This window comes from Serratia myotis (assembly GCF_027474885.1).
Taxonomy (GTDB): Bacteria; Pseudomonadota; Gammaproteobacteria; order Enterobacterales; family Enterobacteriaceae; genus Serratia; species Serratia proteamaculans.
On record NZ_CP099707.1, the window covers coordinates 5142400 to 5156395 of the forward strand.

Here is a 13996-nt window from a genome sequence, read left to right on the forward strand (position 1 = left end):
CAGGCTTGCCTTTATACTACCGCGCGGTTGTTTATAAACTGCCCAAATGACATGAAAATGGGAAATCTCAGGTGAAGTTCGTAAAGTATTTACTAATCCTTGCAGTGTGTTGCATCGTGTTGGGGGCAGCCTCGATCTTTGGCTTGTACAAATATGTCGAGCCGCAGCTGCCTGACGTTGCAACGCTGAAAGATGTGCGGCTGCAAATACCGATGCAGGTTTACAGCGCCGATGGCGAACTGATCGCCCAATACGGTGAGAAACGCCGTATTCCGCTAAAACTGAACCAAATTCCGCCGGTTATGGTGCATGCGTTTATCGCCACCGAAGACAGCCGCTTCTATGAGCATCATGGCGTCGATCCTATCGGTATCTTCCGTGCAGCCTCTATTGCGCTGGTCTCCGGCCATGCGTCACAGGGGGCGAGTACCATTACCCAGCAGTTGGCGAGAAACTTCTTCTTAAGCCCGGAACGCACCCTGATGCGCAAAATCAAGGAAGCCTTCCTGGCAATACGCATCGAACAGATGCTGACCAAAGACGAAATCCTCGAGCTGTATCTGAATAAAATCTATCTGGGGTATCGCGCCTATGGCGTGGGTGCCGCGGCGCAGGTTTACTTCGGTAAAGACGTCAGTCAGCTCAGCTTAAGCGAAATGGCGACCATTGCCGGCTTGCCGAAAGCCCCGTCAACCTTCAACCCGCTCTACTCCCACGATCGCGCCGTAGCTCGCCGCAACGTGGTGCTGTCGCGCATGCTGGATGAGCATTACATCACCCAGTCGCAGTACGATCAGGCGCGCAGTGAAGAGTTGGTGGCCAATTACCATGCGCCGGAAATCAGCTTCTCCGCACCTTATCTCTCCGAGATGGTGCGTCAGGAGATGATCAAGCGTTATGGCGACAATGCTTATACCGATGGCTACAAGGTCTACACCACCGTCACCAGGAAGCTGCAGTTGGCGGCGCAGGAATCGGTACGTAATAACGTGCTGGCGTATGACATGCGCCACGGTTACCGCGGCCCGTCCAACGTGCTGTGGAAAGTGGGTGAAGCAGCCTGGGACCAAAAGCAGATCGTCGACTCATTGAAGAATCTGCCTAACTACGGTCCATTGTCGCCGGCGGTGATTGTCGCAACCAGCGCCGAAGAGGCCACGGCCATGATGGCAGACGGCAGTCATGTCGCGCTGCCGATGTCCACCATGCGCTGGGCACGGCCTTACAAGTCCGACACGCAGCAGGGCTCAACGCCGAAACGCGTCACCGATGTGGTGCAGGCCGGTCAACAGGTTTGGGTCCGCAAAGTGGGCGAAAACTGGTGGCTGTCACAGGTGCCGGACGTCAACTCTGCCCTGGTGTCGATCAACCCGAATGACGGGGCGGTGAAAGCCCTGGTCGGCGGGTTCGACTTCAACCAGAGCAAGTTCAACCGCGTCACTCAGGCACTGCGTCAGGTCGGTTCCAATATCAAACCCTTCCTGTATACCGCAGCGATGGACAAGGGCCTGACCCTGGCTACTATCCTGAATGACCTGCCGATCACCCGTTGGGATCCAGGTGCCGGTACCGACTGGCGACCGAAGAACTCACCGCCAACCTACGACGGCCCGATTCGCCTGCGTCAGGGGCTGGGACAGTCGAAGAACGTGGTGATGGTGCGTGCGATGCGTGCGATGGGCGTCGATTACGCGGCAGAATACCTGCAGCGTTTCGGCTTCCCGGCACAAAACATCGTACACACCGAATCACTGGCGCTGGGTTCCGCTTCGTTCACCCCAATGCAATTGGTACGGGGTTACGCGGTGCTGGCCAACGGCGGTTATCTGGTGGATCCGTACTTCATCACCAGGATTGAAGACGATAACGGCAACACGGTGTTCGAAACCAAGCCGAAGATTGTCTGCGACAGCTGTAATCTGCCGGTGATTTATGGTGATACCCACCGCTCTGCCGTGCTTTCCGAAGACAATATTGAAAATGTCGCGACGTCGCAGGAAGGCAAGAATGGCAACGTGCCAATGCCGCAGTTGGAGCAGGTGACCCCGGCTCAGGTTCAGCAGGATGGCGATCAACAATATGCGCCACACGTTATCAGCACCCCGCTGGCATTCCTGATGCACGACGCGCTGAACAGCAACATCTACGGTGAACCGGGCTGGATGGGCACCGCCTGGCGTGCAGGTCGTGATCTGAAACGTCGTGATATCGGCGGCAAAACCGGGACCACCAACAGTTCAAAAGACGCCTGGTTCTCCGGCTATGGCCCGGATACCGTGACGTCGGTATGGATTGGCTTCGATGACCATCGGCGTGACCTTGGCCGTGCAACGGTATCCGGTGCGATCCCGGATCAGGTTTCCGGCGGCGAAGGCGGTGCGAAAAGTGCACAACCGGCCTGGGATGACTTTATGAAAACGGCACTGGAAGGCATTCCGGAGCAGAAAGTTACCCCACCACCGGGCATTATCAGCGTCACCATCGACAAGAACAGCGGTAAGCTTTCCGGCGGTGGCGGCGGTAGCCGTTCCGAGTACTTTATCGAAGGGACTCAGCCGACGGACTACCCATCAAGGGATACCGGTACAACGCTGACCGACCCCGGTGGCGAGAGCCACGAATTGTTCTAACAAAAAGGGCCAGAAAAATTCTGGCCCTTTCTTTTTTGAATCATCAGTGTCTAACGTGAACCGCGCAAAAACGCCTCGGTGAGGAACAATGCGCTAACGTTACGCGCCTCGCGGAAATCAGGCTCTGCCAGTAACGCCATCATGTCGGCTATCGGCCAACGCACCTGTGGCAAGGGTTCCGGTTCATCCCCCTCCAGACTCTGCGGGTAAAGATCGTGCGCCAGCACAATATTCATCTTGCTGGAAAAGTACGACGGCGCCATTGTCAGCTTGCTAAGAAAATCAAAGCGACCTGCACCAAAGCCGACCTCTTCCATCAGTTCACGGTTAGCCGCTTCCAGCACGCCTTCACCCGGGTCAATCAACCCTTTAGGGAAGCCAAGCTCATACGATTCGGTGCCCACGGCATATTCACGGATCAGCAGTAAATCGTCGCCAATCACCGGCACAATCATCACGGCCTCGCGATCTGAGGGCCGCATCCGCTCATACACCCGCCGTACACCGTTACTGAATTCCAGATCGACCGACTCAACGTTAAATAAACGCGAACGCGCGACCGTTTCCACTTTCAGAATTTTAGGTTTTTGCAGGTGTTTATCCATGATTGCCTCAAATGAGTTATCCAGCGGCAGGCCACAGCATCAGGCGTGATGACGCGAATAACCAGAATAATGATTGGCGTGACGCGCAGTTCACATGCGTTCAAACGCTGACCAAATCCGATCTTGATCACATTGTGCGTTAATGAGAACCTTGGCCGCAACGAGCACAAGCAGTAATTTACTTTTTTTTAACAAGCGTAGCCAGTACCCGCCGCTTTTCTGTTCTCATCCAGCAAAAAGAACGCATTAAAATAAGATAATGCCGATATCGACAGTGCAACCTGGTTGCTATCATCACGCAGGTAAGACAGGACAGTAGGACGAATATTTTTTATCAATAAGTGAGATCCCGACGGAGAATCTGCTTTCCCGTCACGGATCAGGGTGTCTCTTGGTGATTGGACTGCGTATAATACTCCACGATTCATCAGGTTGGTGAGGTTCACGGGTACAGGATGGGGATAGCATGAGCACAATAGTGTTGATATTGGCCTTAGTGCTTGCCTGCCTGATTGCCGCCGGCCTGTATCTTTGGTTCAAAGCCCGCAATCAGCCGCTGCTGACGCGTACGCTGCCTTTTATCAAACCCACACACCGTAAGCTGACCGGCGAAGAACGCGCCGCCGTTGAGCACTATCTCGGCCAACAAAATAAGCTGAGCAACAAACTGTTGCCCGGCAACAGCTCATTACCTTCTGCCAAGCTGGCGCTGACCCCACAAAGCGACAACGTCTACCCGATCACCCACGCCATCACCCGCTACGGGCTGGCCAGCGATGAACCCAATAAATGGCGCTATTACCTGGACGCCGAAGAGGTGCATCTGCCGCCGTTCTGGGAGCAGTACATCAGCGCCGATAACCATGTGGAAGTGATTAAAACCCAGACGCTGCCGCTGGTGATCTCGCTCAACGGGCATTCGCTGAAAGACCATATTCACGATCGGCCACTGCCGCCGATGGTGAAGGCGAGTTCCAGCCAAAACGCCTCTATTCGCAAGGAAGAGAGCGAGCACGTCGAACTGGTGAACATCCGCAAGGAAACGCCGGAAGAACACGCACTCAATCGTCCGAACGGTATCAAGGAAGCCGCCATCATTTCGGCCGCCCTGCTGTTGCTGTTCTTCAGCCTGATCAGCCCAGTGGTGGTGATCCCCTGGATGATTGTCGTCGCCGTGCTGATGATCGCCTGGGGCTGCTGGAACCTGTTCCGCCGCCCGGCCACACGCGAACTGAAAGAAGTGCACTGCCTGCGGGGCACCCCCAAGCGTTGGGGGCTGTTTGGCGAATCCAATCAGGGGCAAATCAGCAACATTTCACTCGGCATCATCGATCTGATTTACCCGCCACACTGGCAGCCTTACGTTACCCAGGATCTGGGTAAAACCACCGACGTGGATATTTACCTTAACCGTCAGGTGCTGCGCCAGGGGCGCTACCTTTCGCTGCACGATGAGGTGAAAAACTTCCCGCTGCAGCAATGGGGCCGAAATGCGGTGCTGATGGCCAGTTCGCTTCTGGTACTGCTGCTGTTGCTGACCTATATCCCACTGAGTCTGCCGCTCAAGCTAAGCATGGCCTGGCTGCAGGGCGCACAAAAAATAGAAGTCACCAACGTGCAGGCATTGGAAGGCACAACGCTGCGCATCGGGGACACGCTGAAGGCTCAGGGCACGGGCATGTGCTATGTGCCGCCGTTAACCAGTGGCACACGCTCTTCCAGCTTTATGCCGTTCGACTGCTCAGGCATTTACTGGAACAACGCGGCCCCCCTGCCGCAGCCGGAATCGGAAGTCATCGACAAGGCCTCTGCCCTGCTGGCGACGGTCAATGACCAGTTGCATCCTGACGGCACCGAACAAAAGCTCAACCCGCAGTTGGCCAGTGCGATCGAAAAATCCGGCATGATCCTGCTGGATGATTTTTCGGATATTGTACTGAAAACGCAAGATTTGTGTCAGGCAGACAATGACTGTGTCCGGCTGAAGAACGCACTGGTGAACCTGGGTAACGTCAAAAACTGGGGCACTCTGGTGAAACGCGCCAAATCTGGTTCGCTGCAAGGGGTGAACGTGCTATTGCGTCCGGTAAGCGCTGAATCGCTGGAAAGCCTGACCAAGGTGGCCGCATCCTCATTCGTCTACAGTGAAACCCGGCAGGCTGCCGCCGCACTCAACAGCCCACCGCCCGGCGGATTCCTGATCAGTAGCGATGAAGGTAAACAGCTGGTGAATCACCCGCAGCCCACGGTGCCGCTAAACGAATACAACGCGCTTGACCAATGGAATGAGCTGCAACGCCTTGCCAGTATGCTGCTGCATACGCCGTTCGAAGCGCAGGGAGTGATCACCAATATCAGCGTCGATGCCAACGGCACCCGCCATATTTCGCTGCACAGCGAGCCGGATATCATCACCCTGTGGCGTTATCTCGGCACCAGCCTGTTGCTACTGACGGTCGCCGTGGTTTTGGGTTACAACACCTGGCGACTGGTACAGCGTCGTCGCAGCAATCAGCACCGGATCGCCGATATCCAGCGCTACTACGAAAGTTGCTTTAACCCGCAGTTCGCCCCGATGTCATTGCGGCCGATGCCCTGAGTCATTCGCCGGCCTGCGCCCTGTCATTTGCTTATGCTACGCTAACGCTATTATCCTTATCCTGCGGACCGCCGACGATTCGCCAATGGAGTTTTCATGGTTCCCGAGTTTGACTGGCGTGAGATTGATACCGTGCTGCTGGATATGGACGGTACCCTGCTCGATCTGGAGTTCGACAGCCACTTTTGGCTCAGCCTGGTGCCACAGGCCCTGAGCGAGCAGCGTGCCATTCCCTTCGATAAAGCGCATGAAATTATTCACCAGGAATATCTGGCAGTACAGCACACCATGAACTGGTACAGCTTCGATTACTGGAGCGAACGGCTGGACATGGATATTTACCGCATGACCAGCGAGGTTGGCAGCCGCGCCCGTCTGCGTGAAGATACCGAGCCGTTTTTACAGGCATTACGTGCGGCGGGCCACCGGACTATTTTGTTGACCAACGCCCACCCACACAGCCTGGCGGTAAAAATTGAGCATACCGGTTTGGATCGGCACCTTGATTTATTACTTTCTACCCACACATTTGGTTATCCGAAAGAAGATCAGCGTTTGTGGCAGGCAGTGCAGCAACATACCGGTTTTGATCCGCAGCGCACGCTGTTTGTCGACGACGGTGAACCTATTCTGGATGCCGCCCGTACCTTCGGCATTCGCTACTGCCTGGGCGTGCAGAACCCGGACTCCAGCATGGCGGAGAAAACCTTCCAGCATTACCCATCGATGCGCGATTACCGCCTGTTGATACCGGCGCTGGCCAGGGGGAATTGATGAAAGGGAAAGGAAAAGCAACGGACGACGAAGCCGTTCGGCTGGACAAGTGGCTTTGGGCGGCACGTTTCTATAAGACCCGCGCACTGGCCCGGGACATGATCGACGGCGGCAAGGTGCACTACAACGGACAGCGCGGCAAGCCGAGCAAGATTGTCGAGCTTAACGCCGAGATCAAACTGCGTCAGGGAAATGAAGAACGCACGGTGATCGTGTTGGCTTTGACCAGCCAACGGCGCGGCGCCGACGAGGCGCAGCAAATGTATCAGGAAACTGAGGCCAGCATCGTCAACCGAGAGAAAGTGGCGCTCGCGCGCAAGATGAATGCGCTGACCATGCCGCATCCGGACCGCCGTCCGGACAAGAAAGAGCGGCGCGACCTGATTAAATTTAAATTTGGTGAGCAGGAATAAACCCTCACCGCAATGAGAGAAAACTATGTCTAACCATGACCAATTGCACCGTTACCTGTTTGAAAACTACGCGGTGCGCGGTGAGCTGGTTACCGTCAGCGAAACCTATCAGCAGGTTCTGAACAACCATGACTATCCCGCACCGGTAAAGAAATTGCTGGGTGAACTGCTGGTTGCCACCAGCCTGCTGACCGCAACGTTGAAGTTCGACGGCGACATCACCGTGCAGTTGCAGGGCGACGGTCCGCTGAAGCTGGCGGTGATTAACGGCAACAACCGCCAGGAAATGCGTGGCGTGGCGCGGGTACAGAGCGAAATCGCTGATGACAGCACGCTGCATCAGATGATCGGCAATGGCGTCATGGTGATCACCATCGCCCCCTCCGAAGGCGAGCGCTATCAGGGCGTGGTAGCACTGGAAGGCGAAACGCTGGCCGAGTGCCTCGAGGCTTACTTCCGCCAGTCCGAGCAGTTGCCAACCCGCCTGTTCATCCGTACCGGTGAGTCTGAAGGCCAACCGGCTGCGGGCGGCATGCTGCTGCAGGTCCTGCCGGCGCAGGACGGTAACGCCGATGATTTCGATCATCTGGTGCAACTGACCAATACGGTGAAAAGCGAAGAGCTGTTCGACCTGCCGGCCAACGAAGTGCTGTATCGCCTGTACCACCAGGAAGAAGTCACCCTGTATGAACCGCAGGACGTGATCTTCCGTTGCACCTGTTCACGCCAGCGTTGCGCTGATGCGCTGATCACCCTGCCGGCGGAAGAAGTGGCCCAAATGCTCGAGCAGGATGGCAATATTGATATGCACTGCGATTACTGCGGCAATCACTATGTGTTTGACGCCGTGGATGTTGCCGCCTTGTACACGGGTAACACCGACGAAAGCGAGCAGTTGCACTAAGTAGCACCTCATATCGGCGGGCGCGCCCTGCGCCTGCCTGTTTACTCCGTTTGCACGTTTGCTTTTTTCCGTGTGCTATCTCTCAGATCGTAACGAAAAACCGACTAAAACGTTAAATATTTGATACCTATCGCGGTTACTCGCTGCTGAATCCCTACAATTGGCGCCAGAAATTCTGTGACCAAGGAGTAGTGACATGCGTGTTAAAGGTATAACCCCTCAGGATCTGGCCGCTTATGGGATTCATAACGTCGGCGAAATCGTTCACAACCCGAGTTATGACTTGCTGTTTAAGGAAGAAACAGACCCATCTCTGGAAGGTTTTGAGCGTGGGGTCGTAACCAAGCTGGGTGCTGTATCCGTCGACACCGGTATTTTTACCGGCCGTTCCCCGAAAGATAAATATATCGTCCGTGACGACATCACCCGCGACACCGTCTGGTGGGCCGATCAGGGTAAAGGCAAAAACGACAACAAACCCCTCAGCCCGGAAATCTGGGCAGACCTGAAACAGCTGGTCACCACGCAACTCTCCGGCAAACGCCTGTTTGTGGTAGATACCTTCTGCGGCGCCAACGCCGACTCCCGCCTGAAAGTCCGCTTTATTACCGAGGTCGCCTGGCAGGCGCACTTTGTTAAAAACATGTTCATTCGCCCGACCGACGAAGAACTGCAGGATTTCGAACCGGACTTCGTCGTCATGAACGGCGCCAAATGCACCAACCCGAACTGGCAGCAACAGGGCCTGAACTCGGAAAACTTTGTCGCTTTCAACCTGACCGAGCGCATGCAACTGATTGGCGGCACCTGGTACGGCGGCGAAATGAAAAAGGGTATGTTCTCCATCATGAACTACCTGCTGCCGCTGAAAGGCATCGCCTCAATGCACTGCTCGGCCAACGTGGGTGAGAAAGGCGACGTGGCGGTATTCTTCGGCCTGTCCGGCACCGGTAAAACCACCCTGTCCACCGACCCAAAACGCCAGCTGATTGGCGATGACGAGCACGGTTGGGACGACGACGGCGTGTTTAACTTCGAAGGTGGCTGCTACGCCAAAACCATCAAACTGTCTGAAGAAGCCGAGCCGGATATCTATCACGCTATCAAACGCGATGCGCTGCTGGAAAACGTCACCGTGCTGGCTGACGGCACGATAGATTTCAACGACGGTTCGAAAACCGAGAATACCCGCGTTTCCTACCCGATCTATCACATCCAGAATATCGTGAAGCCGGTATCCAAAGCGGGTCACGCCACCAAGGTGATCTTCCTGACCGCAGACGCCTTCGGCGTACTGCCACCGGTATCTCGCCTGACCGCTAACCAGACCCAGTACCACTTCCTGTCTGGCTTTACCGCCAAACTGGCCGGTACCGAGCGCGGTGTGACCGAGCCAACGCCAACCTTCTCCGCCTGCTTCGGCGCAGCCTTCCTGTCGCTGCACCCAACGCAGTACGCCGAAGTGCTGGTGAAACGCATGCAAGCCGCTGGCGCACAGGCCTATCTGGTGAATACCGGCTGGAACGGCACGGGCAAACGCATCTCCATCAAGGATACCCGCGGTATTATCGACGCGATCCTTAGCGGTGAAATCGATAAGGCGGAAACCATTACTCTGCCGATCTTCGATTTGGCGATGCCAACCTCACTGCCAGGCGTTAACCCGGACATTCTGGATCCACGTGCCACTTACGCCAGCCTTGAGCAATGGCAAGAGAAGGCCCAGGACCTGGCCGAGCGTTTTGTCACCAACTTTGACAAATACACCGACACCCCGGCAGGTGCCGCACTGGTCAGCGCCGGTCCAAAACTGTAATACCTTCTTCTTACAGCTTCAGCTAAGGCGTGGATCCCACGCCTTTTTTTATTTTTATCGGTTGTTTTTTAATCAGTGTAAAGAGATAATAATGCAGTGCAATCATTGATAGCAAAGGAGGTTTCAATGGCTACCATAACCGTCAGAAATCTGGACGACGAAGTCAAGGAGTTGCTGCGCGTCTCGGCAGCAAAAAACGGCCATTCCATGGAGGAGGAAGCTCGAATGATTTTGAAACAGGCATTAGTCAAAAAACCGCCGCGTTATGGCTTAGGCACTTGGATGCATCAACACTTTGCTGAGTTGGGTGGCGTTGAACTGGAGATCCCGCCGCGTGATAAAACACCGCCGCGGATTGTCACCTTTGACGACGACGATGACCAATTATGATTATTCTCGATACCAATGTGGTTTCAGAAACCTTGCGCCCCAACCCGCACTACAACGTCCTTACATGGCTGAATGAAAAAGACAACGATGAGCTTTATCTGAGTGCGATAGTTCTCGCCGAGTTGTTCAGCGGGGTTGCCTGTATGCCTGATGGGAAACGGCAGCGCGAATTCAAACATAAGCTGGCGGAGGCAGTGCAGATTAGATTTGATGAGCAAACCCTGCCATTTGATACACTCTGCGCGCTGCAATACGCAGAACTCATGGGGAAAAATCAGCGTCAGGGCCGGCTGATGAGCATGGCGGACACCCAAATCGCCGCCACCTGCCTGCATTACGGTGCCACCCTGGCCACGCGCAATACCAAAGACTTTATCCATTGCGGGATTGAATTAATCGACCCCTGGCAAGCCAGCACCGGTCGGCGTCTGCATGAAGAAGCGGCGGAATACTACGTCATGAGCAGAAAACCCTGACAGGGCAATGCCACTGTCAGGGATGTCAGGCGTTATCTTTCACAGTCTGATTCCCGTTGGCCGACTCTTTCTTCTCCATCGGCAACGGAATATAAGCCCTGATCAACAACCCGCCACGTTCGCTGGTGCCAATATCCAAAGCACCGTGATGACCATCGATAATGCGCTGTACAATCGCCAGACCCAGTCCGGTTCCGCTGGTGCTACGCGCGCTGTCGCCACGGACGAACGGTTGCAACAGATGCTTTAACTCTTCCGGTTTAATGCCCGGACCGTCGTCTTCCACCTGGAACCAGCCGCGCTGCAGCTCACGTCCGCTGCTGACTTTGATCCAGCCGTTGCCATAACGCGCCGCATTCACCACCATGTTCGCCGCCGCACGCTTGATCGACAGCGGATGCACATTCATCATCAGTTCACCCGGTGCCAAAGCGGTTTCGATAACCCGCTCATAACCACTCTCGGCAGCCACCACTTCACCCAGGATGCTATTCAGATCGCTTAACTCGGTCTGCATCTCCTGGCCGGTGCGCAGATAGTCAATAAACTGCTCAATGATGGCGTTGCACTCTTCAATATCTTTATTGATCGACTCCGCCAGGTAGCCGTCTTCGGCACTCATCATCTCGGTCGCCAGACGGATGCGCGTCAACGGCGTGCGCAGATCGTGGCTGACGCCGGCCATCAGCAACGTGCGGTCATCCGCCAGTTGCTTAACGCCCGATGCCATCTGATTAAAGGCCCGGGTTACCGAACGCACTTCGGATGCGCCGTACTCACGCAGCGGCGGTGGAATAATACCCTTGCCGACCTGCAGAGCAGCATGCTCCAACTCCACCAGCGGGCGGTTTTGGATGCGAATAAACAGCCAGGCGCCGCCTATCGCCAGCAGCATAATCGCCAGGGTATAGCGGAACAGCGGCGAGAAATCGCCCTGGTGAATTTCAGTCAGCGGGACACGCACCCAGATATCCGGCTGCAGCCAGGTTTTCAGCCACACCACCGGTGAGTTTTTGTTCACTTCAACCCGGACGTCGGTGGGCCCACCAAGCTGCTGAGCCATTTGCTGGCTGAGGAATTGATAGTGCTGCGCCCAGCGCAGACCGCTCTCCTCCGCCGCCGAATTGGTATAGAGAGAAATCCCCAGTTCGCGATAGATTTCACGACGGAACGCTGGCGGCACTTCCAGCAAGGTACCATCCTCCAGTTGCAGCTTATCGGTCATCAGCATACGAACTTCGTAGGCCAATACCTTGTTGAACTGCTGCAAACTGGGCAGGATGGCGAAGTTCAGCACCACCAGATAGGTCGTCACCAGGCTGACGAACAGCAAGGTGACGATCAATAGCAGGGTTCGGGCAAACGAGCTACGCGGTGAAAAGCGCAATCGTCTCATGCCTTGCTGCCGTCCGGGACGAAGACGTAGCCAAGACCCCAAACGGTCTGGATATAACGTGGATGCGCAGGATCTTCCTCAACCATACGGCGCAGACGAGAGATCTGCACGTCGATGGAACGTTCCATTGCACTGTATTCACGGCCGCGAGCCAGGTTCATCAGCTTGTCACGCGAAAGCGGTTCACGCGGATGGCTCACCAACGCCTTCAGTACCGCGAACTCACCGCTGGTCAACGGCATAGGCTCGTCTTCGCGGAACATTTCACGGGTACCCAGGTTCAGTTTGAATTTACCAAAGGCAATCACCGCCTCTTCTTGCGAAGGGGCGCCCGGCAGTTCATTGGCCTGGCGGCGCAATACCGCACGGATACGGGCCAGCAGTTCACGCGGGTTGAACGGTTTTGGGATGTAATCATCAGCGCCGATTTCCAGGCCGACGATACGATCGACTTCTTCACCTTTGGCGGTCACCATGATGATCGGCATTGGGTTGCTTTGGCTACGCAGACGGCGGCAGATAGAAAGCCCATCTTCGCCCGGCAGCATCAGGTCCAGCACCATCAGGTGGAAGGATTCACGTGTCAGCAAGCGATCCATTTGCTCAGCGTTAGCCACGCTGCGAACCTGAAAACCCTGTTCGGTTAAATAACGCTCTAAAAGCGCGCGCAAGCGCATGTCATCATCGACGACCAGAATCTTATGATTCTCTTGCATTGTATTACTCCCAAAGGCTGTATTGCCTGACGTGAATATTGTTAAAAAACCATGCCAATTCGGACAGCGATTATTGGTATATATTCTAGTCTAAATTGTTACAAAGCTTATTCTTTTACCGAGTTATCAATATCTTTCATTCAACAAGCCAATTAATCCACTCGATATTGTCTCGTTTCGCCGGAAAAAGCGCCCTCAGCCACTCAGCAAAATGACATCACCGTCGCGGGCTGCAGGGGGCTGTCGCTCAAATTAACGACGTATTTATAAGCTGATTAACCCTGACTCCGGCTATCGTACCGCCAGTCTAAGCCGGGAGTGACAATGCACCTAATGTTCTGCCGCGCATTCATCGGCGGTATTTTCATCATCGCGTTGGAACAAGCCGCGTATTTCCCCACGTAGCCATTGATTACCGCGATCATGATGAGCACGTTCATGCCAATACTGCATCACCGGGAAATGCGGTATTGGGAAAGGAACCGGGTAAATATTCACTTTGCCCGCGGCCTGCAGCAATTGCGCCGCTTGATGGGTCACTGTGGCGAGCAGATCCGTTTGGGCGATGATATGGGTCAGACTCAGAAAATGGCTGGTCTGCAGTTTGACGTTGCGCGCAATTCCCTGCTCTCTCATCGCCTGCTCGGCAATTTCCTGACTGCGAATGCGCAAACGGGCAGTCACGTGCTCTGCCTGTAAGAACTGCGGCAAGGACAGCGTTTCACCAATCTGCGGATGCTCCTGCCGCACCGCGCAGCAAAACCCACTGTAAAATAACCGCTGCTGATAAAAAACGGCGCGCCGCAAATCGGGAAAATAGCCGATAGCCAGATCGACCCGTCCGCTTTCCAGCGCCTCCTCCAATTGCGCCGGCGCCAGCTCATGACTGACCACCGCCATCCCTGGCGCCACCCGCGCCAGATGGTTAATCAATGGCGGCAGGAAATACTGCTCCCCGATATCCGGCATACAGAGCGTCAGCGTTCTGCGACTGGCCGCCGGATCAAAGCCCGCCGGTTGCAACACATCGTCGCGGATCATCAGCAGCACCCGTTCGACCGACGGCATCAGTTCACTGGCCCGGTCGGTCGGGCACATCTCATTATTAATTCGCACAAACATCGGATCGTCAAACAGCTGGCGCAAGCGAGCCAACGCATGGCTCACCGCCGGTTGGCTAATACCCAACATCTGCCCCGCCAGACCGACGCTGCGCTGACGAAAGATGGCGTCAAACACCACTAAAAGATTCAAATCGACGCTCTTCAAATTCATTT

Annotated in this window: 12 protein-coding genes; 8 read left to right on the plus strand and 4 right to left on the minus strand. The window is 55.2% G+C overall.

What is annotated here, in order from left to right; genetic code table 11:
- The first annotated feature begins 71 nt into the window (after window positions 1-71).
- Window positions 72-2630 carry a peptidoglycan glycosyltransferase/peptidoglycan DD-transpeptidase MrcA gene (mrcA, locus tag NHG65_RS24255; protein WP_207979691.1) on the plus strand — a complete coding sequence of 853 codons (2559 nt, stop codon included), beginning with the start codon at window positions 72-74 and terminating at the stop codon, window positions 2628-2630.
- A 50-nt stretch (window positions 2631-2680) separates the two neighbouring features.
- Here the strand turns inward: mrcA and nudE are convergent, their stop codons facing one another.
- Entirely contained in the window at window positions 2681-3235 is a 555-nt protein-coding gene (nudE, locus tag NHG65_RS24260) for an ADP compounds hydrolase NudE (RefSeq protein WP_085119817.1), read from the minus strand.
- A gap of 466 nt (window positions 3236-3701) precedes the next feature.
- On the opposite strand from nudE, the gene NHG65_RS24265 reads away from it, so the two are divergent.
- The 7 genes from NHG65_RS24265 to NHG65_RS24295 all read left to right on the plus strand — a co-directional run bounded on the left by NHG65_RS24265 (window position 3702) and on the right by NHG65_RS24295 (window position 10607).
- Window positions 3702-5834, plus strand: a complete 2133-nt coding sequence (locus tag NHG65_RS24265) for an intracellular growth attenuator family protein (protein ID WP_219017139.1) — start codon at window positions 3702-3704, stop codon at window positions 5832-5834.
- 96 nt (window positions 5835-5930) lie between these two features.
- Window positions 5931-6608, plus strand: coding sequence for a GMP/IMP nucleotidase (gene yrfG, locus NHG65_RS24270; protein WP_499182758.1), 678 nt, complete (start codon window positions 5931-5933; stop codon window positions 6606-6608).
- Window positions 6608-7021, plus strand: coding sequence for a ribosome-associated heat shock protein Hsp15 (hslR, locus tag NHG65_RS24275; RefSeq protein WP_099063505.1), 414 nt, complete (start codon window positions 6608-6610; stop codon window positions 7019-7021). The genes yrfG and hslR overlap by 1 nt, the downstream gene beginning before the upstream one ends.
- 25 nt (window positions 7022-7046) lie before the next feature.
- The gene (gene hslO / locus NHG65_RS24280) at window positions 7047-7925 is read left to right on the plus strand and encodes an Hsp33 family molecular chaperone HslO (RefSeq protein WP_099063504.1); all 879 of its coding nucleotides are present in this window, start codon (window positions 7047-7049) and stop codon (window positions 7923-7925) included.
- A gap of 196 nt (window positions 7926-8121) precedes the next feature.
- A complete protein-coding gene (pckA, locus tag NHG65_RS24285; protein ID WP_099063503.1) occupies window positions 8122-9741 on the plus strand; it encodes a phosphoenolpyruvate carboxykinase (ATP) in 1620 nt (539 codons plus the stop codon).
- Between the two features lie 126 nt (window positions 9742-9867).
- Entirely contained in the window at window positions 9868-10131 is a 264-nt protein-coding gene (locus NHG65_RS24290) for a FitA-like ribbon-helix-helix domain-containing protein (protein ID WP_261260163.1), read from the plus strand.
- Window positions 10128-10607, plus strand: a complete 480-nt coding sequence (locus NHG65_RS24295; protein ID WP_085119824.1) for a type II toxin-antitoxin system VapC family toxin — start codon at window positions 10128-10130, stop codon at window positions 10605-10607. The genes NHG65_RS24290 and NHG65_RS24295 overlap by 4 nt, the downstream gene beginning before the upstream one ends.
- 25 nt (window positions 10608-10632) lie before the next feature.
- Here the strand turns inward: NHG65_RS24295 and envZ are convergent, their stop codons facing one another.
- The 3 genes from envZ to NHG65_RS24310 form a co-directional block, all read right to left on the minus strand.
- A complete protein-coding gene (gene envZ, locus NHG65_RS24300) occupies window positions 10633-12003 on the minus strand; it encodes a two-component system sensor histidine kinase EnvZ (RefSeq protein ID WP_207979695.1) in 1371 nt (456 codons plus the stop codon).
- Entirely contained in the window at window positions 12000-12719 is a 720-nt protein-coding gene (ompR, locus tag NHG65_RS24305) for an osmolarity response regulator transcription factor OmpR (protein ID WP_004709363.1), read from the minus strand. Before ompR ends, envZ begins: the two co-directional genes overlap by 4 nt.
- A gap of 330 nt (window positions 12720-13049) precedes the next feature.
- Window positions 13050-13994 carry a LysR family transcriptional regulator gene (locus NHG65_RS24310; protein WP_283604004.1) on the minus strand — a complete coding sequence of 315 codons (945 nt, stop codon included), beginning with the start codon at window positions 13992-13994 and terminating at the stop codon, window positions 13050-13052.
- Window positions 13995-13996: the final 2 nt, after the last annotated feature.

Excerpts from the sequence above, each read along its gene's own strand:
- nudE (WP_085119817.1), bottom strand. The coding sequence starts at position 3,235 with ATGGATAAACACCTGCAAAAACCTAAAATTCTGAAAGTGGAAACGGTC.
- NHG65_RS24265 (WP_219017139.1), top strand. The coding sequence starts at position 3,702 with ATGAGCACAATAGTGTTGATATTGGCCTTAGTGCTTGCCTGCCTGATT.
- envZ (WP_207979695.1), bottom strand. The coding sequence starts at position 12,003 with ATGAGACGATTGCGCTTTTCACCGCGTAGCTCGTTTGCCCGAACCCTG.
- NHG65_RS24310 (WP_283604004.1), bottom strand. The coding sequence starts at position 13,994 with ATGAATTTGAAGAGCGTCGATTTGAATCTTTTAGTGGTGTTTGACGCC.
- hslR (WP_099063505.1), top strand. The coding sequence starts at position 6,608 with ATGAAAGGGAAAGGAAAAGCAACGGACGACGAAGCCGTTCGGCTGGAC.
- yrfG (WP_499182758.1), top strand. The coding sequence starts at position 5,931 with ATGGTTCCCGAGTTTGACTGGCGTGAGATTGATACCGTGCTGCTGGAT.
- pckA (WP_099063503.1), top strand. The coding sequence starts at position 8,122 with ATGCGTGTTAAAGGTATAACCCCTCAGGATCTGGCCGCTTATGGGATT.
- NHG65_RS24295 (WP_085119824.1), top strand. The coding sequence starts at position 10,128 with ATGATTATTCTCGATACCAATGTGGTTTCAGAAACCTTGCGCCCCAAC.
- NHG65_RS24290 (WP_261260163.1), top strand. The coding sequence starts at position 9,868 with ATGGCTACCATAACCGTCAGAAATCTGGACGACGAAGTCAAGGAGTTG.
- hslO (WP_099063504.1), top strand. The coding sequence starts at position 7,047 with ATGTCTAACCATGACCAATTGCACCGTTACCTGTTTGAAAACTACGCG.
- ompR (WP_004709363.1), bottom strand. The coding sequence starts at position 12,719 with ATGCAAGAGAATCATAAGATTCTGGTCGTCGATGATGACATGCGCTTG.